Here is a 23790-nt window from a genome sequence, read left to right as displayed (position 1 = left end):
AGCACGCCATGAGTGGCTCTCGTCCCCCGCCCGCCGCGCTTACCGTCCTCGTCGTCGAGGACAACCCCGGGGACGCCCGTCTGGTCGAGCTTTACCTGCACGAGGACCCGGCCCGTCCGTTCAAGGTGGTCAAGGCCGCCCGTCTGTCCGAAGGACTGGCCGCGCTGCAGGCGCAGCCCATCGACGTGGTGCTCCTCGACCTGTCCCTGCCCGACTCCTTCGGCATGGACAGTCTGGCCCGGCTGCGCGCCGCCAGTCCCAGCGTGCCCGTGGTGGTGCTGACCGGCACTTCGGACGAGGGGCTGGCGCTGGAAGCGCTGCGCCAGGGTGCCCAGGACTATCTGGTCAAGGGCCAGGGCGACGGTGAACTGGTGCGCCGCGCCATCCGCTACGCCATCGGCCGCTCGGCCGCCGACGCGGCCCTGCGCCAGAGCGAGTCCCGCTTCCGCGCCCTGTTCGACAACGCCGGTACCGGCGTTATCCTGTCCGACGCCAAGGGCGGCTACGTCCACAGCAATCCCGCCTTCTGCACCATGGTCGGCTATTCCGACGCCGAACTGCAGAGCATGACCTATCGCGACATCACCCATCCCGACGACATGGACGCCCATGTCAAGATGCGCGAAGACATGATGGCCGGGCGCATCGACTTCTATGGACTGACCAAGCGTTACATTCGCCGCGACGGCGCCATCGTCTGGGCCCGCCTGACCGTCACCGCCATGCGCGAGGGACCGGGGAACGAGCTTCGCTTCACCGTGGCGGTTGTCGAGGACGTCACCGAGCGCAAGCGGCTGGAAGACCATATGCGCCTGGCCGCCACGGTGTTCGAGAGCACCGGCGAGGGACTGTTCGTCACCGACGAGAAGCGCCGGATCATTCATGTCAACCCGGCCTTCACCGAGCTGACCGGCTATCCCGCCGACGAGGTGATCGGCCGCACGCCGAAATTCCTGGCCTCGGGCCGCCACACGCCCGAGTTCTACGACGTCATCTTCAAGACCCTGGCCGAGACCGGCAAGTGGCAGGGTGAAATCTGGAACCGCCGCAAGACCGGCGAAATGTTCGCCGAGTGGCTGAACATCTCGGTGGTGCGCAACGAGCAAGGCGAGCTGACCAATTACGTGGCGGTGTTCTCGGATATCACGTCGCGCAAGCAGGACGAGGAGCGCCTCAGCTATCAGGCCAACCACGACCCGCTGACCCGCCTGCCCAACCGCACCCAGTTCCAGGAACGCCTGTCTCGCGCCCTTACCCGCGCCCACCGCAACCAGTCCATCGTCGCCCTGCTGTTCATCGACCTCGACTTCTTCAAGCAGGTCAACGACACGCTGGGCCATCTGGCCGGCGACTTCCTGCTGCAGCAGGTGGCCGAGCGCCTGACCTCCTGCGTGCGTCAGGGCGATACCGTGGCGCGGCTGGCCGGCGACGAGTTCACGGTCATTCTCGAAGACATCAGCGAGCCCCGCGACGGCGCGGTGGTCGCCCACAAGATCCTGTCGCTGCTGGCCGAGCCCTTCGACCTGCAGGGGCGCGAGGCGCGCATCTCGTCCTCCATCGGCGTGGCGCTCTATCCCTCCGACGGGGGCGACGCCCAGACCCTGATCAAGCTGGCCGACGCCGCCATGTATCGGGCCAAGCATCAGGGCCGCAACGCCTGCCGCTTCCATTCCGAAACCGTCAACGCCCAGGCCTTCGAGCGCCTCGCCCTGGAAGGCGCGCTCCGCCATGCCGTCGAGCGCCGGGAGTTCCTGCTGCACTACCAGCCCATCTTCGAGGCCCGCTCCGGCAAGGTGGTGGCGGTCGAGGCTCTGCTGCGCTGGCGCCACCCCGAATTCGGCATGATCATGCCCAACCAGTTCCTGCCCCTGGCCGAGGAAACCGGCCTGATCCTGCCGGTGGGCCGGTTCGTGCTGGAAGAGGCCTGCCGCCAGGCCAAGAGCTGGCTGGATGCCGGCCACGCCGGTCTCAAGGTGGGGATCAATCTCAGCAACCGGCAACTCCGCGCCCCCGAACTGATCGAGGATATCGCCGCCGCCCTGGAAAGCAGCGCCCTGCCCCCCGGTTCCCTGGAACTGGACGTGCCGGAAAGCGCCATCATCGACAAGGGCCAGGAGGTAGATGCCATTTTCACCCAGTTCAAGACCCTGGGCGTGCACATGGCCATCGACGCCTTCGGTTCGGGCTATTCGTCCTTCGCCTTCCTGCGCAAGTTGCCCAGCAACACGCTGAAGATCGATCAGAGCTTCGTCCGCGATGCCGCCTCGGGCGCCGAGGAATCGGAAATCGTCACCGCCATCGTGGCCGTGGCGCGCGGCCTCCACCTGTCGGTGGTGGCGCCCGGCATCGAGACGCAGGAGCAGTTGGACCATCTGGCCAAATACGATTGCGACATGGTCCAGGGCTTCCTGTTCGCCCACCCCATGCCGGCCGAGGAACTGACCGAATTCCTGCGCAGCGGCAAAGGCCCCGCCGCACTGCCGGTCAGACCCGCGACGGCCTGACCGGCGGAAATCCCTTGCCACGGCTTGGGACGGCAGGGACGGCGATTACCCCTTGACCAGGGCCTGAGCCACCACCATGCGCACCCAGGCGGCCCGCGACAGGCCCAGAGCCTCGGCCCGCGCATCGATCTGCGGCAGTTGGGCGTCCTCGAAGCGGATGATCACCGCCTCCTTCTTGCGCTTTTCCTTCTTCTTGGCCTTCTTCTTTTCCTTCTTTTCCTTCTTGGGCCGGGCGTCCTTCTTATCGCCCTTGGGCGCTTCGGGCTCCGCCGCCGCGACGGCGGGGGCGGCCGGCTTGGCCGGTTTGGCAATCTTGGCCGCCTTGGCCGCCTTGGGCTTCGGCGCGGCCTTGGGTTTCTCGGCCTTGACCGGCTCGGCCTTGGGCGCTTCGGCCTTGGGGGCTTCGGTCACTTGGGGTTCAGCCTCGATGGCCGCGGGCTTGGAAGCCGGGCTCTTGGGCTTGGCCGAGGCGGCAGCCTTGGCCTTTTTCTCGTCCGACATGGAATTCACTCCGCATTCCGTCAGCGCCCACCGCAGGGCGCAATGTGATCTTATATATCGAAGCGATATCGCTTTTCAAACATTTTCGCACCCGGTCATTCCGATGTGGCGCGCCCGTCATCCGCTGATAGACTGATCCCATCACGTTCCATCGTCAGGGAGGAGCCTAACATGGGCAGGATCGGGATCAGGGGGATTACCTTCGCGGCGGCGCTGCTGGCGGCCGGCGCGGCGCGGGCGGACATCACCATCGGCGTGGCCGGGCCGCTGTCGGGCAGCGAGGCGGCCTTCGGCGAGCAGTTCAGGCGCGGCGCCATGAAGGCCATCGAGGACATCAACGCCAAGGGCGGCGTGCTGGGTCAGAAGCTGGCGCTCACCATGGGCGACGATGCCTGCGATCCCAAGCAGGCGGTGGCCGTAGCCAACGAGATGGCATCCAAGAAGGTTCCCTTCGTCGCCGGGCATTTCTGCTCCGGCTCGTCGATCCCGGCGTCGGAAGTCTATGCCGAGACCGGCATCCTGCAGATTTCGCCGGCCTCCACCAACCCCAAGTTCACCGAGCGCAAGCTGCCCAACGTCTTCCGCACCTGCGGCCGCGACGACCAGCAGGGCGTCATCGCCGCCGAGTTCATCGCCAGGCACATGAAGGGCAAGGTGGTGGCCATCGTCCATGACAAGTCGGCCTACGGCAAGGGACTGGCCGACCAGACCCGCGACGCGCTGGGCAAGGCCGGCATCAAGGAAGCGGTCTACGAGGCCGTCTCGGCCGGGGAGAAGGACTATTCCGCCCTGGTGACCAAGCTGAAGGCCGCCAAGGTCGATCTGCTGTATTTCGGCGGCTACAAGACCGAAGCCGGCCTGATCGTCCGCCAGTTGCGCGACCAGGGGATGCAGACCCGGCTGATGGGCGGCGACGCCCTGGTGACCGAGGAATACTGGGCCATCACCGGCGCCGCCGGCGAGGGCACCATGATGACCTTCAGCCCCGACCCGCGCAAGAACCCGGCCAACGCCGAACTGGTCCAGTACTACCGCGCCCAGAAGTACGAGCCCGAAGCCTATACGCTGTACACCTACGGCACCATCCAGGCCTGGGCCCAGGCCGCCGAGAAGGCCAAGTCCACCGATTGGAAAAAGGTGGCCGCCGTGCTCAAGGCCGAGAAATTCGACACCGCCATCGGCCAGATCGGCTTCGACGCCAAGGGCGACATCGCCGCGCCCGGCTACGTCATGTATGTTTGGAAGGGCGGCAAGTACGATTACGCGGATTGACGCTCCAATCCGCCGGGTCTACCAAGACTATGGGCCGGTGGGTGCCGGCCCGTATCTCCCGCCGAGCCTTTGACCGTGCTTGCGGTCAAAGGGGAGAAGGCAAGCGCAACGCGCGCCGCGGCTTATGCCGCGAAAGCCCGAGCGAAGCGCCCGGCGACAGAGGGACTCTAGGCGCGTCGGCGCGCCGTAACCAAAGGGGGAGAAACGACATGCCTTTGTCCGACACCATCGAAGCCTGTGAACTGGCCCACCGGGCCTGTACCGAATCCGTCATCCACGGCATGCAGCAGGGCGGCCCCTCGGCCGAGTGGGAACTGATCCAACTGCTGCTGGACTGCGCCGACATCAACGAAACCGCCGCCGACTTCATGCTGCGCTCGTCGCGCCTGCACCACCTTACCTGTCAGGTGGCCGCCGAGGTCAGCGACAAATGCGCCAGCGCCTGCGAGAAGCTGTCCAAGGAGGACGTGCGGCTCAAGGAATGCGCCGAAGCCTGCCGCCGGGCCGCCACGGCCTGCCGCAAGACCATCAAGAACTAGAACTGGAGAATGAGGTGACGGACGAAACACGCATCGTTGGCGATCTGCCCAACCTTCGCATGGAGATCGTCCATCGCCAGGACCCCGACGGCGCGGCCGAGCATGTGACCATTCACCTCTCGGCCACGCCGTCCTTCCAGGCGGCCGAAGCCCTGCTGCTGGACAGCCTGTCGCCCGCCATGTGGGGCAATCCCCTGGCGCTGTGGACCACCATGACCCAGGCATGGTTTGCCCCCTGGACCCAGGCGCTGGGCGGCGGCAATCCCTGGCTCGACGCCCTGACCCATCGCGATTCCGACAAGTAGATGAACCCCGAGCGCACCTCCTGGCCCGCCGTCTTCATGGCGGTGGGGGCGGGCATCGCCGCCGCCTTCCAGGTGGGCAAGGCTCCCATCGCCCTGCCGTTCATCCGCGCCGAGATGGGCCTCGACCTGTCCCACGCCGCCTGGATTCTTTCCATCTTCGCCCTGATGGGGGCTGCGGTCGGCGCCGGCATGGGCACCATGGTGACCCGCCTGGGCTCGCGCCGCCTGCTGCCGGTCGGGCTGTTGATCCTGGCGGCGGGCAGTCTGGCGGGCGGTCTGGTTCCGGGCTTCACCGGCCTGTTGGCCAGCCGGGTGGTCGAGGGCATCGGCTATATGCTGGTGGTCATCTCCGCCCCCATGCAGATCACGCTCCAGACCACCGCGACCCAGCGCCAGATGGCCTTCGGCCTTTGGGGGGCCTTCATGCCGTTCGGCATGGCGATCTCCATGACCGCCGCCCCCGCCCTGCCGCTGCTCGGCTGGCGCGGGTTGTGGCTGGGCATGGCCGCCCTGTTGGTTCTCTACGCCTTGCTGGTGCATTTCCGCATGCCCCGGCCGCCTCGCCCGCCGCGCCCCCTCAACAGCCACGTCCTGGCCGACGTGATCGACACCCTGCGGGCACCGGGGCCGTTGCTGCTGGCCGCCGCCTTTGTCCCCTATTCCGCCGCCTACGCGGCGCTCACCGGCTTCCTGCCCACCCTGCTGATCGAGCGCATGGGCGTCACCCCCGGCACCGCCGGTCTGATGGCCGCCCTGGTGGCCGGCGTCAACATCATCGGCAACCTCGCCTCCGGCCCCGCCCTGCGGCTGGGGCTGCCCCGGCGCAAGGTGATGGCCGCCGCCTTCGCGGTGATGATGATCGGCTGTTTCGGCATCTTCCAGTCGTGGACGCCGCCGGCCGTGGCCTATGGCCTGTGCCTGATGGTCACCGGCTGCGCCGGCCTGCTGCCCGGCTGCATCCTGGGCTCGGCCTCCATCTACGCGCCGCGCCTGCCCCTGGTGCCGGTCACCCTGGGCCTGTTCATGCAGGGCAGCAACTGGGGGCAGTTGCTGGGGCCGGTGGTGGTGGGCGCCGCCGTCTCGTCCCAAGGCTGGCCTGCCGCCTCTTTCGTCCTGGGAGCGGCCACCATGAGCGGTATCGCCTTGGCACTGGCCTTGCGCCGGGCCGGCAAGGAACCTTAAACACCGCCCTCAGGCGCCGGGCGCGTGCCTCCGCACGCCTGGCTCCCGCCGCATAAGCGGCGCGGCCCCTTGGGCCTGACCAAAACTCGATGAGCTCCACTCATCGAGTTTTGGTATACTCCAACTGGTCCGACCAATAAGGCCCGTCCCCATGCCCCTTCCTACCGATCTCCTCGCCAACCTCGCAGCCCGTTTCGGCGAGCGCTTCTCCACCGCCCAGGCCGTATGCGAGCAGCATGGCAAGGACGAATCCCATTTCCCCGCCTGCCCGCCCGAGGCGGTGGTCTTCGCCCAGTCCACCGAGGAGGTGGCGGAAACCGTCAAGGCCTGCGCCGCCCATGGGGTTCCGGTGATCGCCTTCGGCACCGGCACGTCGCTGGAAGGACACGTGGCGGCGCTGAAGGGCGGCGTGTGCATCGACGTCACCGGCATGAATCATGTGCTGGAGGTACGGGCCGAGGACCTGGACGTCACCGTCCAGCCCGGCGTCACCCGCAAACAGTTGAACGAATATCTGCGCGACACCGGCCTGTTCTTTCCCATCGATCCCGGCGCCGACGCCTCGCTGGGCGGCATGGCCGCCACCCGGGCGTCGGGCACCAACGCGGTGCGCTACGGCACCATGCGCGAGAACGTGCTGTCGCTCCAGGTGGTGCTGCCCGACGGACGGGTGATCCGCACCGCCAAGCGGGCCCGCAAGTCCGCCGCCGGCTACGACCTGACCCGGCTGTTCGTGGGCTCGGAAGGCACGCTGGGCATCATCACCGAACTGACGCTGCGCCTGCACGGCATCCCCGAGGCCATCTCGGCGGCGGTGTGTCCCTTCCCCTCCATCGAGGCGGCGGTCAACACGGTGATCCTCACCATCCAGTCGGGCGTGCCGGTGGCGCGTATCGAGTTCCTGGACAAGGTGATGATCGACGCGGTCAACCGCTATGCCAAGACCGACCACCGGGTGGCCCCCACCCTGTTCTTCGAGTTCCACGGCAGTCCGCAATCGGTGCGCGAGCAGGCCGAGAAGGTGGAAGCCATCGCCGCGGAATTCGGCGCCGAGGGCTTCCAGTGGGCCACCGGCGCCGAGGAACGCACCAAGCTGTGGGCGGCACGCCACAACGCCTATTACGCCGGCGTGGCACTGCGCCCCGGCTGCCGGGCCTGGACCACCGACGCCTGCGTGCCCATCTCGCGGCTGGCCGAGTGCCTGCTGGAAACCGAGGAGGACTTGAAGTCCACTCCGCTGACCTCGACCATCGTCGGCCATGTGGGCGACGGCAACTTCCACGTCATGCTGCTGGTCGATCCGGCCATCCCTCAGGAAATCGCCGAGGCCGAGCGCATCAACCACCGCATCGTACGCCGCGCCCTGGCCATGGACGGCACCTGCACCGGCGAGCACGGCGTCGGCCACGGCAAGATGGCCTTTCTGGAAGAGGAATACGGGGAGGCACTGGACGTCATGCGCGCCATCAAACGCGCCATCGACCCGGCCGGCATCATGAATCCCGGCAAGATCATCATTCCCTGAAGCAAGAAGCGAAATCAGGCGGCCGCCGAACCCAGATCGGCGATGAAGGGATAAAGCTGATCGACGATCAGCTGGACGGTGCCGGTATCCAGACTCGGCATCATGGCGGCCAACAGGGTCGCGGCGGCACCGCGCTGGGCGACCGCGTCCAGCCCTCCCTTGCGGGCGTCCATCACCGCGTGGACGATGATCTCTCTGAGCGATGGGTCCATGGTCGGCCTACATAGGAAACAAGGTTGCAGTATCACTACTGCAACCTTGCCTCGTCCACATACGTAGGTCTACCAACGAACGGAAAGGAGTTGTGAGGGCGTGTGACGTGAAGAATCAATGCCTTCCCATCACATCGCGATAGGCGTGCCAACTGGCGTGACCGATCACCGGCAACGCCACGATCATGCCGACGAAGGCGGTGGCCATGCCGAAGAAGGTCACCACCGCGATGGTGGCGGCCCAGCCGATCATGGTGCGCCAGTTGACCCGCACGGCGTGCACGCTGAATTCCATGGCCTCGATGACGCCCACGTCGCGGTCGAGCAGCATGGGCATGGCGAAAACACTGATGGAGAAGGCGATCACCGCCAGTACTCCCCCGACCACGGCTCCCACCGCCAGGAAGCGGAAGGATTCGGGGCGCAACACCACGTCCGCGATGAAATTGTCCAGCGGCAGCGGCATGCCCGGCGGATAGAACAGGGCGAAGACCACCAGACCGGCCAACAGCCAGGCCATCAGCAGGATGGACAGCACCAGCCCCATATTGCCGACCTGATCCAGACGGGAGGTGACGCCGCCGATTACCTGGCCGAGGCCGACAGCCTCATTGGCTTCGTGACGGCGGCTGATCTCGTAGAGGAACACCGCCGCCAGCGGCCCCACCAGCATGAAGCCGGCGGCCAGGGGGAACAGCAACGAGCCCATATCCAGGATGTTGAGCACCACGAACAGCGCCATGCCGATCCCGGCGTACACGGCACCGAATCCCAGGCTGAGAGCGGGATTGCGCCAGACGTCGCGCCATCCGGCATTGAGCCATTCGGAAGCCTGGGCCGGAGTTACCAGCCGGACATCGGGGTGATGGGAGTGGATGGCCATGGAAATCATTTCGCCCCCTTGGAGAAAAGGAGTATTCCGCCTCCCCCACGCCCATGCGCAGGGCACTTCATGTTGTTATGTGGAAACAGTCCAAAGACTAAACAAGCCCTCGCCGGTGTTTACCCTCTCGACAATCGGCACGGGCCTCCCCAATCTTGAAGACCTTGGGAATTGTGAAGACAGGGCAATCACAGGAGAAGGGTATGAGGCTGACCTCCATGGCGCTGGCCGCCGGCTTGCTGCTGGTCGCGACGCCGTCACGCGCGGCGACCTTGATCACCGAGGCCGAAGCGGCCCTGCCCGCCGCCGCGGGCGGCGTAACCATGCGCGGCATCACCCGGGGACCGACCGTCAAGCTGGTCAATCCGGCGGAAACCAAGTCGCCTTTCGACCTCAAGGTCAAGTTCGAGGCCCATGGCGGCTCCGCCATCGAGCCGGGATCGGTCAAGGTGGTCTATCTGAAATCGCCCATCGTCGACATCACCGACCGGGTAAAGCCCTTCGTCTCTCCCGGCGGCATCGACATGGCCAAGGCAGAAATTCCCGCCGGCCGCCACGCCATCCGCATCGACGTCAAGGACACCGAGGGCCGGGCGGGCAGCACCACCCTGGATCTGACCGTCACCAAATAGGCGGGGCTATTCCCACAGCTTGCGCATGCCCGAGATGATCGAGGCGGCGCCGGTCACCACCGGCACCACGGTGCCGATGGTGCCGGCCAGGGTCTGGATGCGTTTTTCCAACTGCTGACGGTTCTCGTTTTCCGGCGCGGTGAGGCGGGCCAGCGAGCCGGCGACGCGCCGCACCAGGGAATCGGCGGCCCGCTCCGACTTGAGCGGCACCAGCCAATGGACGATCAGGGCGCCGGTAACGTAGCTGAGGAAGATGCTGAGGCCGTACTCCACCACCTCGCGCCATTCCCGCCCGTCCTGGGGCAGGATAGGCTGGGAATCCATCAGGCCGGTGATGGCCAGCATGCCCAGCACCGAAGCCGAGGAGATCAAAACCCCCAGGGCGATCTGCACCGCCAGCCGGTGGCGCCCCTTGAACGACGCCATGGCGGCGAACGGCAAGGGCAGCAGCAGCGACAGCAGGCGGATCACCCAGGTCTTGAGGTCCAGCACCATGACCACCAGCCAGTGGGCGGCCATCAGGGCGAGAATCGGAATCACCAGGGCCAGCAGCACACCGCGCAGCCATTCGCCCCAGTGTCCCCGCGATTCGGATCGGGATTCGGGCCGGGCCGGAATCTCCCCGGCCGGCAGGGCGGCCGCCACCTCGGCGGGCCGGGCCTCCAGCGCGGCCAAGCGCGCCCCGAGCGCCTCGGACTCGGACCTCGCGGCCTCGAGGACCTCGATCCGCGCCGCCATGGCACGCAACTGCTCAAGCACCGGCCGGACGATGGAAAGGTCTCGATGGCAGTGCTTGCAGACGACGGCCTCGTCCTTGATTTCCTCGGCACAGAATGGACAGTTCACCGGCGGCCACTCCCAACGGAATCGTACGACGAGCTTAGACGAATGCGCCGCCTTAGCCTATTGCAGTTGTGCAGGCGCCGCAAAACCAATACACACTTGAGCCAGCAATTGTCGAAAGAGGCTGATTTGGCGACCACGCGAACCAGAAAGACCACCCCCGGCAAGGCGTCGGCCAAGAACCTGCCGTCGCCTCCCAATGCCTTGTCGGGCATGGAACTGGACATTCTGGACGACATCGTCGGCTATCGCCTGCGCCGCGCCCAGGTGGTGGTCTATCAGGATTACGTCCGTACCGTCGGCTCGCTGGACATCCGGCCGTCGCAATTCGCCGCCTTGACCATCATCGGCGCCAATCCCGGCCTGTCCCAGACCACCCTGGCCGCCACCATGGGCATCGACCGCTCCGGGGCGGTGATCCTGATCGACGCGCTGGAGGGCAAGGGGCTGGCCAGCCGCGTCCCCTCGCCCGTCGACCGCCGCACCTACGCCATCATGCTCACCGAGAACGGCCAGAAGACCCTGGCCGAGCTGAAGCGGCTGGTGGCCGAGCACGACCTGCGCATCACCTCCAAGCTCTCGGACGCCGAGCGGACCGTGCTGCGCGACCTGCTGCACCGTCTCTACACCCCCGCCTCGTAGACCATAAATCCAGCGGAAACACCGGGAATACCCCACTTGCACCAAGATTGTTTACCTGGTCAACTGTTGTGTATCGCAAATATTTACCTTTACCGCATTTCTGAAGCCGGCTAGAGTGATGGCAATCCGGGAGTTACCCGCGTCACCGCGCTCAGGCGCGGCACAAAGATCATTTGGGAGTGCGTCATGTCCTATAATGTCGAGATCCCCTACGGCTGCTACTGGTCCACGCCGTTCGCACGCTGGCAGGGCGCTTACGCCAACCTGCATTCCATGGAATTCGCCGCCCACGTGGCCAAGGCCGAACTGGCCAAGCGCCAGATTCCCGCCTCGGTGTTCGATGCGGCGGTGATGGGCATTTCGGTGCCGCAGAAGCACTCGTTCTTCGGCACGCCGTGGCTGACCGCCATGCTGGGCGCCGGCCATGTGGGCGGCCCGACCCTTTCCCAGGCCTGCGCCACCGGCGTGCGCTGCCTGCAGGCCGCCACCCAGGAAGTGAACGATGGCATCGCCGGCGTATCGCTGGTGATGACCTGCGACCGCACCTCCAACGGCCCGCACGTGTTCTATCCCAAGCCCGCCGCCCCCGGCGGCACCGGCGATGCCGAGAACTGGGTGATGGACAATTTCGGCTACGACCCGGTGACCACCAAATCCATGCTGGTCACCGCCGAGAACACCGCCAAGGAATACGGCCTGAACACCGCCGAGCAGCACGATCTGGTACTGTACCGCCAGGAGCAGTACGCCGCCGCCACCGCCAATGACAGCGCCTTCCTGAAGCGCTTCATGACCCTGCCCTTCGACGTGCCGACCCCCAACTTCAAGAAGGTCGCCACCACGCTCGCCGGTGACGAGGGCGTCACCATCTCGACGGCCGAGGGCCTTGCCAAGCTGAAGCCGGTGATGCCCGACGGCACCATCACCTTCGGCTGCCAGACCCACCCGGCCGACGGCAACGCCGCCATCATCGTCGCCAATCCCGACAAGGCGCGCGAGCTGTCGAAGAACAAGGCCATCCGCGTCCGCGTCATGGGCTTCGGCCAGAAGCGGGTCGAGCCCGCCTACATGCCCAAGGCCCCGGCGCCCGCCGCCCAAATGGCCCTGGCCCAGGCCGGCATCAGCCTGTCGCAGGTCAGCGTCATCAAGCTGCACAACCCCTTCACCGCCAACGATTTCGCCTTCGCCCGCGCGCTGGAGATCGACGTGAAGAGCTTCAACAATTTCGGTTCGTCCCTGCTGTGGGGTCACCCGCAATCGCCCATGGGCACCCGCGGCATCATCGAGGTGATCGAGGAGCTGGCCCTGAAGGGCGGCGGCTACGGCCTGTTCAGCGGCTGCGCCGCCGGCGACAGCGCCATGGCCGTAGTGCTTCAGGTCACCGACGCCTGACCCACTGGCGCCTGATTTCGAACCGAACCGTATTCTTCCAAGGAACCGACATCATGAGCGACGTCGTCACTCTTTCCGTCACCGATCGCATCGCCACCGTCACCATCGATTCGCCTCCCGTGAACGCCGCCGATTACCCGGTCCGCGCCGGCCTGCAGAAGATCTTCACCGATCTGGCCAGCCGCTCCGACTTCGATGCGGTGGTCGTGACCTGCGCCGGTCGTACCTTCATGGCTGGCGCCGACATCGGCGAATTCGATACCGGCATCAAGGCCCCCCACCACCAGGACCTGTTCAATCTGGTGGAAAACTGCCCCAAGCCGGTGGTCGCCGCCCTGCACGGCACCGCGCTGGGCGCCGGCACCGAGCTGGCCATCGCCTGCCATTACCGTATCGCCGACAAGGGCGCCCGCATCGGCCTGCCCGAGCTGTCGCTGGGCATCATTCCCGGTGCCGGCGGCACCCAGCGCATGCCGCGCCTGATCGGCCTGGAAGCCGCCATCGACCTGGTGCTGTCGGGCAAGCCGCTGCCGGCCCCCAAGGCCGCCGAGCTGGGTCTGGTGGACGAGATCGCCTCGGGCGACCTTAACGCCGCCGCGCAGGCGTTCGCCAAGAAGCTGGTGGCCGAGGGCGCCAAGCCCCGCCGCACCAGCCAGCAGGGGATCAAGGATGCCGACAAGGCCGGTGAACTGATCGCCGCCAAGCGCGCCCAGGTGGGCAAGACCATGCGCAACCGCACCTCGCCCCTGAAGCTGCTGGAAGCCATGGCCGCCGCCGCCACCCTGCCCTTCGACCAGGGCCTGAAGGTGGAGACGGACATCTCCAAGCAGCTGGAGCACGCCGTCGAGGCCCGCGCGCTGCGTCACCTGTTCTTCGCCGACCGCGAGGTGCGCAAGATTCCCGGCATCACCAAGGACATCAAGGCGCGCCCCATCCGCAAGGTGGGCATCATCGGCGCCGGCACCATGGGCGGCGGCATCGCCATGTGCTTCGCCAATATCGGCGTGCCGGTGACCATCATCGACGTTTCGGACGAGAACCTGCAGCGTGGCCTGGGCGTCATCCGCAAGAACTACGAGCGTTCGGTGTCGCGCGGCTCGCTGACCCAGGAGCAGCTCGAGAGCCGCATGGGCCTGCTCTCGGCCAGCACCGACTACGCCTCGCTGAAGGACGCCGATCTCGCCATCGAGGCGGTGTTCGAGAAGATGGAACTGAAGAAGGACATCTTCACCAAGCTGGACGCCGTGCTGCCGGCCGGCGCCATCCTGGGCACCAACACCTCGACGCTCGACATCGACGAGATCGCGGCCATCACCAAGCGCCCGGCCGACGTCATCGGCCTGCACTTCTTCAGCCCGGCCAACGTCATGCCGCTGCTGGAGATCGTCCAGGGCGCCAAGACCGCCATGGACGTGCTGCTGACCGCGTTGGACATGGCCAAGCTGATCAAGAAGACCGGCGTGGTCTCCAAGGTCTGCTACGGCTTCATCGGCAACCGCATGATGGACCCCTACGGCCGCGAGGCCGAGCGCATGGTGCTGGAAGGCGCCACGCCGGCCGAGATCGACGGCGCGCTGGAGGAATGGGGCATGGCCATGGGCATCCTGGCCGTCTACGACATGGCCGGCGTCGAGGTGGGCGACAACACCCGCATCGCCAACCCGCACATGGTCCCCGCGGACCCCAGCTTCTACCGCTGCTCCAGCTTGCTGGTGGCCAACAAGTGGCTGGGCCAGAAGGTCGGTCGCGGCTATTACCGCTATGACAGCCCCGACCGCAAGCGCGCCTCCTGCCCCGAGGTCATCGAGATGATGCACGCCGAGGGCAAGCGCCTGAACGTGCCCCAGCGCAAGCCGGGCAAGGACGAAATCCTCGAGCGCTGCCTCTATTCCATGATCAACGAGGGCGCCAAGCTGCTGGAGGAGGGCATCGCCTTGCGCGCCTCCGACATCGACGTGGTCTACACCGCCGGCTACGGCTTCCCGCGTTATCGCGGCGGCCCGATGTTCTATGCCGACACCGTCGGCCTGAAGAAGATCTACGACAAGATCGTGGAATTCCAAAAGACCCTGGACCCGCAGTACTGGACCCCCGCCCCGCTGCTGGAAAAGCTGGCCAAGGCCGGCTCGACCTTCGCGGCATGGGACGCGTCCAACCGCACGTAAATCATCCTCCCGGATGAACAACTGGGACCCGCCGGCTCCGGCCGCGGGTCCCTTTTTTATGGCGTCGCGACACCGGATGGCATCCTGAGTGCCAGGACCACCCGGGTACCCCGGCCGACCTCGCTTTCCACCGATACCGAGCCGCCGTGCAGGTCGGTGATGGCCTTGACGATGGCCAGCCCCAGGCCGATATGGCCGCCGCCGGTCTCCCGCGCGCGGTCCAGGCGGAAGAAGCGGTCGAACAGCCGGGGAATGTGCTCGGCGGGAATGCCGCGCCCGGAATCGCTCACCGAAATCCGCACCACCTCGCCGTCCCGTTCGGCCGCCATGACGATCCGCCCGCCGGAAGGAGTGTAGCGAACCGCGTTGGCGACCAGATTGACCACGGCGCGGCGCAGCAGCACCCGGTCGCCCAGGGCCTCCAGCCGGGGCTGGGCCGCCGTTACCGCCAGGGTTATGCCGGCCTCGGCGGCCAGGGGTTCGTAGAACTCCCGCACCGCCTCCAGCTCGGCGACGATGTCCAGGGGATCGCGGTTGAGGGGCACCGACTGATTCTCGACGCGCGACAGGAACAGCAGGCGGTGGACCATGTCCGACAGGGTGGACAATTCCTCGCGCACCGATTCCAGCACCTCGCGGTACTCTTCGGCCGGGCGGTGGGCGGTGAGCGCCACGTCGATCTGGCCGGTCATGACGCCCAGCGGCGTCCGCAGCTCGTGGGCGATGTCGTCGGTGACCTGCGCCACCCGGTCGAAGGACAGTTGCAGACGGTCGAGCATGGCGTTGAAGCTGCCGCCCAGGGGCCGCAGTTCCTGCGGCAGGCCGTCGGCCGCGATGCGGCGGCCCAAGGTGGCGCCGCCGATGGCCTTTACCGTCTCGGCCAGGTTCTGCAGGGGCCGAATGCCGTGCCGTACGATATGGTAACCGGCGACACCGCTGAGAATCAGCGCGACGACGGAAGCCAGCCACAGCCGCCCTCCGGTGGGCGCCAGCAGCCGGAACTCGGCGGCCTCCGAGGCCACCTGAACGGTCAGGGGTGTCTCTCCGTTCCCCGTTGTAATCCGGCTGGCGGCCCAATACTGCCGCCCGGAAACGCCACGGACCTGGGCGGGCCGCTCACCGGGTCGGATGTCCAGGACGGGCAGTTCGCTCCCCATGCCGGGCAGTTCGGCCAGCACGGCACCGCCGCCATCGAGGACACGGATAAAGCCGGTTGCATCGGCCGGCAACAGCGAGCCCAGATTGGGCGCCTCGCCCCGGTGGGCCGCCATCTCCACCTTCAGTGCCAGCAACTCCGCCGTGGCGGTGACGTATTGCTCCTCCTGGGCGGACAGCACCGGCGCCAAGGTCAGGTAGGTGAACACCGCCTTGGCCAGCAGGGTCGTCACCGAGGTGAAGATGAACAAGATGGTCAGCCGCCCGGCGATGGAGCGGAAAGCCGGGGGCAACACCATCACGCCCCGTCGTCGAGGGCGTAGCCGACGCCCCGCACCGTCTTGATCAGGCGGGTTTCGAACGGATCGTCCACCTTGATCCGCAGGCGGCGGATATGAACGTCCACCACGTTGGAATCACCGTCGAAATTCATGTCCCATATCTGCTGGGCGATATAGTGGCGGGACAGGATTTCACCCCGGCGCCGCGCCAGGAGATGCAGCAGCGAGAACTCCTTGGGCGTGAGGTCCAGGCGGGTGCCGCCGCGAAAGGCGGTCATGCGGGCAGGCTCCAGCTTGAGGTCGCCGATGGCGAGAACCGTGGGCTGGCGCACCGGGCCGCGCCGCAGGATGGTCCAGATGCGGGCCAGCAGCTCGGCGAAGGAGAACGGCTTGGGCAGATAGTCGTCGGCTCCCAGCTCCAGCCCCTTGACCCGGTCGCCCACGCTGTCGCGCGCCGTCAGGAACAGGGCCGGCACCTGGGTTCCCCGCCCGCGCAGCTCCGTCAGAACCGACCAGCCGTCACGGCCCGGCAGCATGACGTCGAGGATGAGCAAGTCGTACTCGCCGATCAGCGCCATGCCCAGGCCGTCATCGCCATTGGTCGCCACGTCGACCACGAAACCGTGCTCGCGCAGCCCCTTGGCGGTGAATTCCGCGATCTTCTTCTCGTCCTCGACCAGCAGAACCTTCATGGCACGGCTCCCAGTCCTCTCTGAGGCAACTTTAATTCTGATGTCATGCTGGCGCAATCTCGCCCGTATAAGCTTCCTGACGCGATACACCAATGCGACATCGGACCATAGTGTTCATGGCTGCGATTGATGCTCGCTTTTGTGATCCACTTTGTCCTTTTTGGCGCCTACCTTCGTGGTGGGCGCCTTTTTTTCATGGAATCACCACAAAAATGGGGGCATCGGTTTCCCAATGCCCCCGCTTGGTCGATGGAACAAGACTTAGTGGCTGGCGGCGCCTTCGGCACCCAGGCCGGTCTCGGACCGGATGGACTGGGCTTCGTAGGCGGCGCGTTCGGCCTGGGCCTGCGGGCTGTTGTCGAGGATCGAGAACAGCCAGGAGAAGAAGAAGGCCGCCGGCACCGAGAACAGGGCCGGATAGGCGAACGGGAAGATCTCGGCCTTGAAGCCGAAGCTCTGCACCCACACCGCCTTGGACAGCACCACCATGATCACCGACATCAGGAGGCCGATCATGCCGCCGATGACCGCGCCACGGGTGGTGAGGCCGCCCCAGAACATGGACAGCACCAGCACCGGGAAGTTGGCCGACGCCGCCACCGAGAAGGTGAGCGCCACGATGAACGCGACGTTCTGCTTCTCGAAGATCAGGCCCAGCAGCACGGCGACGATGCCGAGACCGATGGAGGCGATCTTGGAGACGGTGACTTCCTTACCCTCGGTGGCCTGACCGTGCATGATGACGCTGGCATAGAGGTCGTGCGAGATCGCCGACGCCCCCGCCAGGGTCAGGCCCGACACCACCGCCAGGATGGTGGCGAAGGCCACGGCCGAGATGAAGCCGAGGAACATGTCGCCGCCGATGGCGTGGGCCAGCCAGATGGCGGCCATGTTGTTGCCGCCCTTGAGGTCCAGCGAGCCGATGCCCTTGGTCAGATACTCGGGATTGGTGGCCACCAGGGTGATGGCGCCAAAGCCGATGATGAAGGTCAGGATGTAGAAGTAGCCGATGAAGCCGGTGGCATAGAACACCGACTTGCGGGCCTCGCGCGCATCGGGAACGGTGAAGAAGCGCATGAGGATGTGCGGCAGGCCGGCGGTGCCGAACATCAGGGCCATGCCCAGCGAAATGGCGTCCACCGGATTGGTGACCAGGGCGCCCGGCGCCATGATCGCCACCTTCTTGGGATGCACCTCGATGGCCTTGACGAACAGCTTCTCGAACGAGAAGCCGAAATGGCTCATCACGCCGAAGGCGATGAAGGTGGCGCCGCCCAGCAGCAGGCAGGCCTTGATGATCTGCACCCAGGTGGTGGCGACCATGCCGCCGAAGGTGACGTAGACCATCATCAGCGCGCCGACGATGATGACCGCGTAAAGGTAGTCGAGGCCGAACAGCAGCTTGATCAACTGGCCGGCACCGACCATCTGGCCGATCAGGTAGAAGATCACCACGATCAGCGAACCGGTGGCCGCGAAGGTGCGGATCGGCGTGCGGGCGAGGCGATAGCCGCAGACGTCGGCGAAGGTGTACTTGCCGAGGTTGCGCAGGCGTTCGGCGATCAGGAACAGGATGATCGGCCAGCCGACCAGCCAGCCCACCGAGAAGATCAGGCCGTCATAGCCCGAGCCGTAGACCAGGGCGGAAATACCCAGGAACGAGGCGGCCGACATATAGTCGCCCGCGATGGCCAGACCGTTCTGGAGGCCGGTGATGCCACCGCCGGCGGCATAGAAGTCGGCGGCGGTCTTGGTGCGGCCAGCCGCCCAGTAGGTGATGCCCAGCGTCATGCCCACGAAGATCACGAACATGATGATGGCGTGCCAGTTGGTGGCCTGCTTCTCGGCCCCCCCCATGTCGGCACCGGCCGCCAGCGCGGCGGTGGCGAGGAGCGCCGTGCCGCCGAAGGCGAGCGCGGACGCGATTGCGGTCTTTGTCGTCTTCATCAGCGGGATTCCTCGATGATCTGGCGGTTCATTTCGTCGAACTCGCCATTGGCGCGRWAGACGTAGATGCCGGTCAGCRCGATGGCCGACAGGATGACGCCGACGCCGATGGGGAAGCCGATGGTCATCACGCCGSTGGMCGACATCASKKTGCCSAGCCACGCCTTGTTGAAGGCGATGATGACGATAAAGCCGTAATAAATGACCAGCATGATCGCCGAAAGCGTCCACGCGAAGGCGTTGCGCTTGGCGACCAGCTCCTTGAACTTCGGATTGTTCCGAATGTGTTCGGCGCTCGCGAGATTCGCGGCCGATGGTGCGTTATGTGAGCTCACTTTGACCCTCCACTTTGTCACCGCCGCCAACCCCTGAAGGGTCCGGCGGTAGTTGTTTTCAGTTCCCGGTCTTGTTGCCGGTTTCCGCATTTTTTTGCGTTCAGGCGCGCTGGGGCACCTATGCGTACGCGTCATACGCCCGCAGCTTGCCTGAGGCGACGAACCTCATTAACATCCGCGCCCTTTGGCGTCAACACCAACTGAAAGCACCTGATTTATTCAATAGGTTATTCTAATGAGAAATTAGGTATTCGTTTCGAACCTTCACCTACTTTTCTCAAGACAACGCCAAATTCCCTTTCAGTTTATGTTTAGTTTACAGAAATTGTCACTTGACGCCTTAGGTGCGGTCACGCGAAGCCGCCGAACCCACCTAGAGTAAACACCCTACCGTGTTCTCGAAAAGGATTGTGTGACACATTTAGACTTTTGCAGTGCACTCCCTTTTCAGGCTGAAATAGGTTGAATTTTCCACCTCCGCCACTATCGTACACGCGCCATGAATGACATCGCCGCTCTCGCCCGCATCGACAGTTTTCCTTATCGCCATCGCCTGCGCGAAGTGATGAGCACGCCCGTGCTGACCGCGCTGACCTCGGTGACTTTGAACGACGCGGTCCTTCGCATGTACGAAGCCCGGGTGTCGTCCATCGTCGGCATCGATGCCGACGGCCGCACGCTGGGCATCTTCACCGAGCGCGACCTGCTGCGCATCCTGTCCACCAACGGCCCGGCCGGTCTGGAACAGACCCTGGGCCAGACCATGACCAAGCCGGTGGCCACCGTGTCGGCCGACGCCTATGTCTATGTGGCGCTGGCGCGCATGACGCGCCTCGGCCTCAGGCATCTGGTGGTGGTGGATGGCGACGAGCGGCCGTTGGGCATGATCACCGGCCGGGCGCTCCTCAAGGTCCGCGCCACCGAGGCGCTGGTGCTGGGCGATTCGGCGGAAAGCGCCGCCAATCCCGATGAGATGAAGGCGGTGATGACCAACCTGCCCAAGCTGGCCAAGGGGCTGCTGGGCGAAGGGGTGACGGCGCGCAACATCGCCTCGGTCATCGCCCTGGTGCTGCGCGACCTCACGGCACGGGCCTCGGAACTGGCCGAGCAATCGCTGCTCGACGACGGCTGGGGCCCCGCCCCGGCCCGCTACGCCGTGCTGATCCTGGGTTCTGGCGGGCGCGGCGAAAGCCTGCTGGCCTTCGACCAGGACAACGCCATCGTCCATGACGGCAAGCAATCCGACGATCCCTGGTTCGCCGAACTGGGCAAGCGGCTGAATGAGACCTTGAACAAGGCCGGCATTCCGTTCTGCGACGGCAACGTCATGGCCCGCGAGTCCAAGTGGCGCAAGAGCCTGGAAGAGTGGCGCGACGAGGTTCACGGCTGGGTCTTCTCGGTCGAGAACCAGACCGTGATGTATTGCGACATCTTCTTTGACTTCCAGCCGGTGTGGGGCGACCGCGCCCTGGCCGAGAAACTGCGCCACATGGCCATGGAGAAGGCCGCGCAATCGGCGTTCTTCCTGCGCTACCTCGCCCAGAACGTGGCGGGCATGGACGGCTCCATCGGCCTGTTCGGTAATTTCGTCACCAAACAGGGCCGCCTCAACGCCAAGAAGTTCGGCCTGCTGCCCCTGGTCAGCGCGGCGCGCATGCGGGCCATCCGCGGCCATATCACGGCCACCGGCACCGACGAGCGCTTCGCGGCGCTGAAGGATGCCGGCGTGCTGCACGAGGACGACCTGCGCGACTTCGTCGAGGTGCGCGAGATCGTCCTGCGCGTCATGCTGGAACAGCAACTGGCCGACATCGCCCAGCAGATTCCGGCCTCGGCCAAGATCGACCCCAAGCGCTTCGACAAGCGCACCCGCTCGCGCCTGAAATGGGCGTTCCGCCGCATCAAGACGTTGAAGTTCGTCTGCGGCGTCGGCGGATAAAGCGGGGCTCCCGCCCCGGGCGGGTTTGGGCGGCAGCCCAATAGACCTACAAGACGCGCTGCCGCTCATGCAGGATCATGGCGATGTCGAGCGTCTTGACCGCCTCGTCCAGGGTATGGATGCCCCGTCCCTCCAGGGCCTCGATCTGGCGCAGCAGCACCGCCGCAGTGACCATGGAATCGCCCAGCGCCGTATGGCGGTCGGTGATCTCGATGCCGTAGCGCTCGCAGATATCGTCGAGGGAATGCCCGGCTTCCGGCCCGTCCAGGAAGTTGGACAAGATCATGGTGTCCAGCACCGGACTGTCGAACCGAATCCCCATCTGCTTCTCGCGCATGCGCAGGAACTTGAGGTCGAAGGCGGCGTTGTGGGCCACCAGCACGGCATCGGCCACATAGGAGCGGAACTGGGGCAGCACCACGTCGGCCGGCGGCTTGTCCACCACCTATCTCGTCGGTGATGCCGTGATAGCGGATGGATTCCGCCGGAATGGGCCGGCCGGGATTGACGATGCGGTTGAAGCTCTCTCCCGACAGGATGCGGCCGTTGACGATGCGCACCCCGGCGATGGAGACGATCTGGTCGCCCTGGGAGGGATGCAGGCCGGTGGTCTCGGTGTCGAAGACCACGAAGGTCAGCGACTTCAGCGGCCGCGAGCCCATGGCGCCGGTATCGCGCGACTGCTCCAGCAGGGTCATGTCGTAGAACTCGGGGCGGCCGGGCAGCACCTGGCGGCCGTGGCCGTGCTGCTCCACGCCCTTGCGCATGGGAATGCGCACCGCGCCGCCGCCCTCGCGACGGTCACGGATCAGGTCGATGCCGGCATGGTGCTCCAGCACGTCCTTGACGGTCATGCCGCCCAGCGCCACCAGCGGCTGGGCCAGCCAGCGGTCCAGTTGGGCCTGTTCGACCACGTCGCCGTCCCAGGCGAACTCCACCCAGGCGCCCGCCTCGTCGGCGCCGCCCGACAGATCGAACTGTCGGGTGGCGCCGCTGCGGTCGGCCACGCGCCAGATCAGCGATTCGATGGCCATCACCAGGGAATGGGAATCACCGTGCAGCCAGACCGGCAGGCCGATGACGGTCGCACCCATTCCTTCGCCCAGACGCGTGGCGACGAAAGACAGCAGCTCGGTGGAATTGATGTCGGCCATGGGCCACCAGCCGGCCAGCATGGCGTGATACCCCTTGGTCACCCGCTTGATGGCTTCGGAGATCACCGCGCATTCGTGGCGGATGGTATGGGAATCCCCGGCCGAGAGCAGCATGCGCCGCAGCGGCATCTCCACGTCCTCGGCCACCTCGCGCAGCAGCGCCTCGCGCCCGGCCAGGGCGGCCAGTTGCGGACCGGCATCCACCAGGGTGACCACGTAGCCGGTCACCGCCCCCTCGTCGTTGCGGATCAGGGTCATGCGCCCCTGAAGCAGCATGCGGTCGTCGTTGGTGCCGGCCAGGAACGGCAGCCCGCCCTCGACGGCGCCGCCGCGATTGCCGAGGATGTCCATCATATGCATCACCGGCTCGCGGGCGATGGTCTCGAACAGCGAGCGCCCCAGCCCCAGCTCCGCCGTTTCGCGCAGCATGTCGAAAGCCACCTGATTATAAAGCACCATCTGGTGGCGCTGATTGCACACCACCACGCCCTCGTGCAGGTCGTTGAGGATGGCGGCCAGCCGGTTGGAGTTCTCTTCCGACTTGCGGGTGGCGGCGGACAGCCCCTCGGACAACTCGGCGCGGGCCTTGACCATGCGCGAGCAGACCTCGTTCACCGCGTCGGGCAGCGGCGCGATCATGAAATAGCGCTCGGGGTCGACACGGTCGCGTCCGCCGGTGCCGTAGGCGATGGCGCGCACCTCGGCCGCCATCTTCTTGATGGAACGGACCACCAGGAAGTCGATGGCCTTCCACGACACGGCGAACATCACCGTGGCGCCGGCCAGCGATACCATCACCAGCGCGGTCAATTCCTCGCGATCCACCACGCCCTGGGACAGGAAATATCCTGCCGCGGCGGTTACTCCGACATCGGCGGCAAACGCCGCCGCGAGCCACGGAAACGGGCCACGCCACTTGACCGCCACGGACACCCCTCCTCCACCGTTCTTATATTTTAGTCTTTTGCAGTATGACGCCGTGCCCGGCGTCGCCAGTCAACCCCGGATGTGGGTCGACTGGCGGCAAAATCACGAAAGGTGGCGGAAGGAGCGGCCCCGAAGGACCGGGAGATCAGAGGCCGGCGGCGGGATAGCGGGAGGCAAGCAGGGCCAGGGCGGCGGGAACCGTGTAGCCGGAATAATAGCTCTGCAGCAGCAGACGCGGGTCGATCCCCAGAGCGCGTGCCGAACTCCCCAACTGGTCCTTCAGACGGGTTTCCAGGTCGGCGGCCCACAGGGTGTAGCCACTATCGAACAGGGGGTAAGCCATTTCGCTCTCCATGAACGCCCCTCCATGGAGGGAGGAGCCATGAAAAACATCATGACAGAGCTTGATGGCGGTCTTTGGACCGCATTGTGGCCGAAATAAGAACGGCTACGGGCACTTGGGCAGACGGCGCATCTGCTCCAGCGTGGCGGTGGCGGCGACCCGCACGGCACAGGCCGGTGCCGCCACCGCCACGCTGGAGCAGATGCGCNCGNCGTCTGCCCAAGTGCACCGGAGCGGCGGGGCGCGGCGGCGGCGGGGCGGGAACGGCCGGAGGTGGTGCCGGCGGCGGTGCCACCGCCTTGACCACCGGAGCGGGAACGGGCGGCGGCAGAGCCGGGGCAGCGACCGGCGACTGCACCACGATGGGAAGCGGCGGCCTGAGGCTGAACCGGAACGGCGACCGGCGCGGCCGCCTTCTCC

General features: G+C 66.1%; 21 protein-coding genes and 1 pseudogene. 11 read left to right on the top strand and 11 right to left on the bottom strand.

Annotated elements, in window-relative coordinates; genetic code table 11:
- The first annotated feature begins 8 nt into the window (after window positions 1–8).
- Window positions 9–2504 carry an EAL domain-containing protein gene (locus CP958_RS05045; protein ID WP_096700905.1) on the top strand — a complete coding sequence of 832 codons (2496 nt, stop codon included), beginning with the start codon at window positions 9–11 and terminating at the stop codon, window positions 2502–2504.
- 45 nt (window positions 2505–2549) lie between these two features.
- Here CP958_RS05045 and CP958_RS05040 read toward each other — a convergent pair whose 3' ends face one another.
- Window positions 2550–3005 (bottom strand): hypothetical protein, encoded by a 456-nt coding sequence (locus CP958_RS05040; RefSeq protein WP_141400420.1) that lies wholly within the window; start codon window positions 3003–3005, stop codon window positions 2550–2552.
- 171 nt (window positions 3006–3176) lie between these two features.
- Between CP958_RS05040 and CP958_RS05035 the strand changes: the two genes are divergently transcribed.
- The 5 genes from CP958_RS05035 to CP958_RS05015 all read left to right on the top strand — a co-directional run bounded on the left by CP958_RS05035 (window position 3177) and on the right by CP958_RS05015 (window position 7828).
- On the top strand, window positions 3177–4277 hold the full coding sequence (locus CP958_RS05035) for a branched-chain amino acid ABC transporter substrate-binding protein (protein WP_096700903.1): 1101 nt from the start codon (window positions 3177–3179) through the stop codon (window positions 4275–4277).
- 209 nt (window positions 4278–4486) lie between these two features.
- A complete protein-coding gene (locus CP958_RS05030; protein WP_096700902.1) occupies window positions 4487–4816 on the top strand; it encodes a four-helix bundle copper-binding protein in 330 nt (109 codons plus the stop codon).
- Window positions 4817–4830: 14 nt separating this feature from the next.
- The gene (locus CP958_RS05025; RefSeq protein ID WP_096700901.1) at window positions 4831–5121 is read left to right on the top strand and encodes a hypothetical protein; all 291 of its coding nucleotides are present in this window, start codon (window positions 4831–4833) and stop codon (window positions 5119–5121) included.
- Window positions 5122–6303 carry an MFS transporter gene (locus CP958_RS05020; protein ID WP_096700900.1) on the top strand — a complete coding sequence of 394 codons (1182 nt, stop codon included), beginning with the start codon at window positions 5122–5124 and terminating at the stop codon, window positions 6301–6303.
- 151 nt (window positions 6304–6454) lie between these two features.
- Window positions 6455–7828, top strand: coding sequence for an FAD-linked oxidase C-terminal domain-containing protein (locus tag CP958_RS05015; RefSeq protein WP_096700899.1), 1374 nt, complete (start codon window positions 6455–6457; stop codon window positions 7826–7828).
- Window positions 7829–7842: 14 nt separating this feature from the next.
- On the opposite strand, the gene CP958_RS25760 is transcribed toward CP958_RS05015, so the two are convergent.
- Together CP958_RS25760 and CP958_RS05010 are read right to left on the bottom strand one after the other, a co-directional pair.
- Entirely contained in the window at window positions 7843–8040 is a 198-nt protein-coding gene (locus CP958_RS25760; protein WP_141400419.1) for a hypothetical protein, read from the bottom strand.
- Window positions 8041–8155: 115 nt separating this feature from the next.
- The gene (locus tag CP958_RS05010; protein ID WP_096700898.1) at window positions 8156–8932 is read right to left on the bottom strand and encodes a DUF2189 domain-containing protein; all 777 of its coding nucleotides are present in this window, start codon (window positions 8930–8932) and stop codon (window positions 8156–8158) included.
- Window positions 8933–9126: 194 nt separating this feature from the next.
- Between CP958_RS05010 and CP958_RS05005 the strand changes: the two genes are divergently transcribed.
- The gene (locus CP958_RS05005) at window positions 9127–9555 is read left to right on the top strand and encodes a hypothetical protein (RefSeq protein WP_096700897.1); all 429 of its coding nucleotides are present in this window, start codon (window positions 9127–9129) and stop codon (window positions 9553–9555) included.
- A 6-nt stretch (window positions 9556–9561) separates the two neighbouring features.
- Here the strand turns inward: CP958_RS05005 and CP958_RS25755 are convergent, their stop codons facing one another.
- Complete coding sequence (locus CP958_RS25755; RefSeq protein WP_170958841.1) at window positions 9562–10401, bottom strand: hypothetical protein; 840 nt, start codon at window positions 10399–10401, stop codon at window positions 9562–9564.
- Window positions 10402–10527: 126 nt separating this feature from the next.
- Between CP958_RS25755 and CP958_RS25750 the strand changes: the two genes are divergently transcribed.
- The 3 genes from CP958_RS25750 to CP958_RS04985 all read left to right on the top strand — a co-directional run bounded on the left by CP958_RS25750 (window position 10528) and on the right by CP958_RS04985 (window position 14597).
- Window positions 10528–11040 carry a MarR family transcriptional regulator gene (locus tag CP958_RS25750; RefSeq protein WP_170958840.1) on the top strand — a complete coding sequence of 171 codons (513 nt, stop codon included), beginning with the start codon at window positions 10528–10530 and terminating at the stop codon, window positions 11038–11040.
- 186 nt (window positions 11041–11226) lie between these two features.
- On the top strand, window positions 11227–12432 hold the full coding sequence (locus CP958_RS04990) for a thiolase family protein (RefSeq protein WP_096700894.1): 1206 nt from the start codon (window positions 11227–11229) through the stop codon (window positions 12430–12432).
- A gap of 53 nt (window positions 12433–12485) precedes the next feature.
- On the top strand, window positions 12486–14597 hold the full coding sequence (locus CP958_RS04985; RefSeq protein ID WP_096700893.1) for a 3-hydroxyacyl-CoA dehydrogenase NAD-binding domain-containing protein: 2112 nt from the start codon (window positions 12486–12488) through the stop codon (window positions 14595–14597).
- A 56-nt stretch (window positions 14598–14653) separates the two neighbouring features.
- On the opposite strand, the gene CP958_RS04980 is transcribed toward CP958_RS04985, so the two are convergent.
- The 4 genes from CP958_RS04980 to CP958_RS04965 form a co-directional block, all read right to left on the bottom strand.
- Window positions 14654–16051 (bottom strand): heavy metal sensor histidine kinase, encoded by a 1398-nt coding sequence (locus tag CP958_RS04980; RefSeq protein ID WP_096700892.1) that lies wholly within the window; start codon window positions 16049–16051, stop codon window positions 14654–14656.
- Window positions 16051–16725, bottom strand: coding sequence for a heavy metal response regulator transcription factor (locus CP958_RS04975; protein ID WP_096700891.1), 675 nt, complete (start codon window positions 16723–16725; stop codon window positions 16051–16053). The genes CP958_RS04980 and CP958_RS04975 overlap by 1 nt, the downstream gene beginning before the upstream one ends.
- Before the next feature lie 261 nt (window positions 16726–16986).
- Complete coding sequence (locus CP958_RS04970) at window positions 16987–18672, bottom strand: cation acetate symporter (protein WP_096700890.1); 1686 nt, start codon at window positions 18670–18672, stop codon at window positions 16987–16989.
- Window positions 18672–19007, bottom strand: a complete 336-nt coding sequence (locus tag CP958_RS04965) for a DUF485 domain-containing protein (RefSeq protein WP_242442748.1) — start codon at window positions 19005–19007, stop codon at window positions 18672–18674. Before CP958_RS04965 ends, CP958_RS04970 begins: the two co-directional genes overlap by 1 nt.
- A 499-nt stretch (window positions 19008–19506) precedes the next feature.
- Between CP958_RS04965 and CP958_RS04960 the strand changes: the two genes are divergently transcribed.
- On the top strand, window positions 19507–20946 hold the full coding sequence (locus tag CP958_RS04960; RefSeq protein WP_096700888.1) for a DUF294 nucleotidyltransferase-like domain-containing protein: 1440 nt from the start codon (window positions 19507–19509) through the stop codon (window positions 20944–20946).
- Window positions 20947–20992: 46 nt separating this feature from the next.
- Here the strand turns inward: CP958_RS04960 and CP958_RS27315 are convergent, their stop codons facing one another.
- The 3 genes and pseudogenes from CP958_RS27315 to CP958_RS04950 all read right to left on the bottom strand — a co-directional run bounded on the left by CP958_RS27315 (window position 20993) and on the right by CP958_RS04950 (window position 23370).
- A complete protein-coding gene (locus CP958_RS27315; RefSeq protein ID WP_277948864.1) occupies window positions 20993–21328 on the bottom strand; it encodes an exonuclease domain-containing protein in 336 nt (111 codons plus the stop codon).
- Window positions 21329–21455: 127 nt separating this feature from the next.
- Window positions 21456–21608, bottom strand: a pseudogene (locus CP958_RS27310) (exonuclease domain-containing protein); the annotation flags it as partial.
- Window positions 21609–23172: 1564 nt separating this feature from the next.
- The gene (locus CP958_RS04950) at window positions 23173–23370 is read right to left on the bottom strand and encodes a hypothetical protein (RefSeq protein WP_141400416.1); all 198 of its coding nucleotides are present in this window, start codon (window positions 23368–23370) and stop codon (window positions 23173–23175) included.
- Window positions 23371–23790 lie beyond the last annotated feature (420 nt).

It is taken from the genome of Magnetospirillum sp. 15-1 (assembly GCF_900184795.1).
Lineage (GTDB): Bacteria > Pseudomonadota > Alphaproteobacteria > Rhodospirillales > Magnetospirillaceae > Phaeospirillum.
Note: the sequence above shows the minus strand (reverse complement) of the source record. Positions and strands in the feature narration are given on the sequence as shown.

What these genes read in the sequence shown, in the direction of transcription:
- CP958_RS05045 (WP_096700905.1), top strand. Translation starts at nt 9, where the DNA reads ATGAGTGGCTCTCGTCCCCCGCCCGCCGCGCTTACCGTCCTCGTCGTC.
- CP958_RS05040 (WP_141400420.1), bottom strand. Translation starts at nt 3,005, where the DNA reads ATGTCGGACGAGAAAAAGGCCAAGGCTGCCGCCTCGGCCAAGCCCAAG.
- CP958_RS05035 (WP_096700903.1), top strand. Translation starts at nt 3,177, where the DNA reads ATGGGCAGGATCGGGATCAGGGGGATTACCTTCGCGGCGGCGCTGCTG.
- CP958_RS05030 (WP_096700902.1), top strand. Translation starts at nt 4,487, where the DNA reads ATGCCTTTGTCCGACACCATCGAAGCCTGTGAACTGGCCCACCGGGCC.
- CP958_RS05020 (WP_096700900.1), top strand. Translation starts at nt 5,122, where the DNA reads ATGAACCCCGAGCGCACCTCCTGGCCCGCCGTCTTCATGGCGGTGGGG.
- CP958_RS05015 (WP_096700899.1), top strand. Translation starts at nt 6,455, where the DNA reads ATGCCCCTTCCTACCGATCTCCTCGCCAACCTCGCAGCCCGTTTCGGC.
- CP958_RS25760 (WP_141400419.1), bottom strand. Translation starts at nt 8,040, where the DNA reads ATGGACCCATCGCTCAGAGAGATCATCGTCCACGCGGTGATGGACGCC.
- CP958_RS05010 (WP_096700898.1), bottom strand. Translation starts at nt 8,932, where the DNA reads ATGATTTCCATGGCCATCCACTCCCATCACCCCGATGTCCGGCTGGTA.
- CP958_RS05005 (WP_096700897.1), top strand. Translation starts at nt 9,127, where the DNA reads ATGAGGCTGACCTCCATGGCGCTGGCCGCCGGCTTGCTGCTGGTCGCG.
- CP958_RS04990 (WP_096700894.1), top strand. Translation starts at nt 11,227, where the DNA reads ATGTCCTATAATGTCGAGATCCCCTACGGCTGCTACTGGTCCACGCCG.
- CP958_RS04985 (WP_096700893.1), top strand. Translation starts at nt 12,486, where the DNA reads ATGAGCGACGTCGTCACTCTTTCCGTCACCGATCGCATCGCCACCGTC.
- CP958_RS04980 (WP_096700892.1), bottom strand. Translation starts at nt 16,051, where the DNA reads ATGGTGTTGCCCCCGGCTTTCCGCTCCATCGCCGGGCGGCTGACCATC.
- CP958_RS04975 (WP_096700891.1), bottom strand. Translation starts at nt 16,725, where the DNA reads ATGAAGGTTCTGCTGGTCGAGGACGAGAAGAAGATCGCGGAATTCACC.
- CP958_RS04970 (WP_096700890.1), bottom strand. Translation starts at nt 18,672, where the DNA reads ATGAAGACGACAAAGACCGCAATCGCGTCCGCGCTCGCCTTCGGCGGC.
- CP958_RS04960 (WP_096700888.1), top strand. Translation starts at nt 19,507, where the DNA reads ATGAATGACATCGCCGCTCTCGCCCGCATCGACAGTTTTCCTTATCGC.
- CP958_RS04950 (WP_141400416.1), bottom strand. Translation starts at nt 23,370, where the DNA reads ATGGCTTACCCCCTGTTCGATAGTGGCTACACCCTGTGGGCCGCCGAC.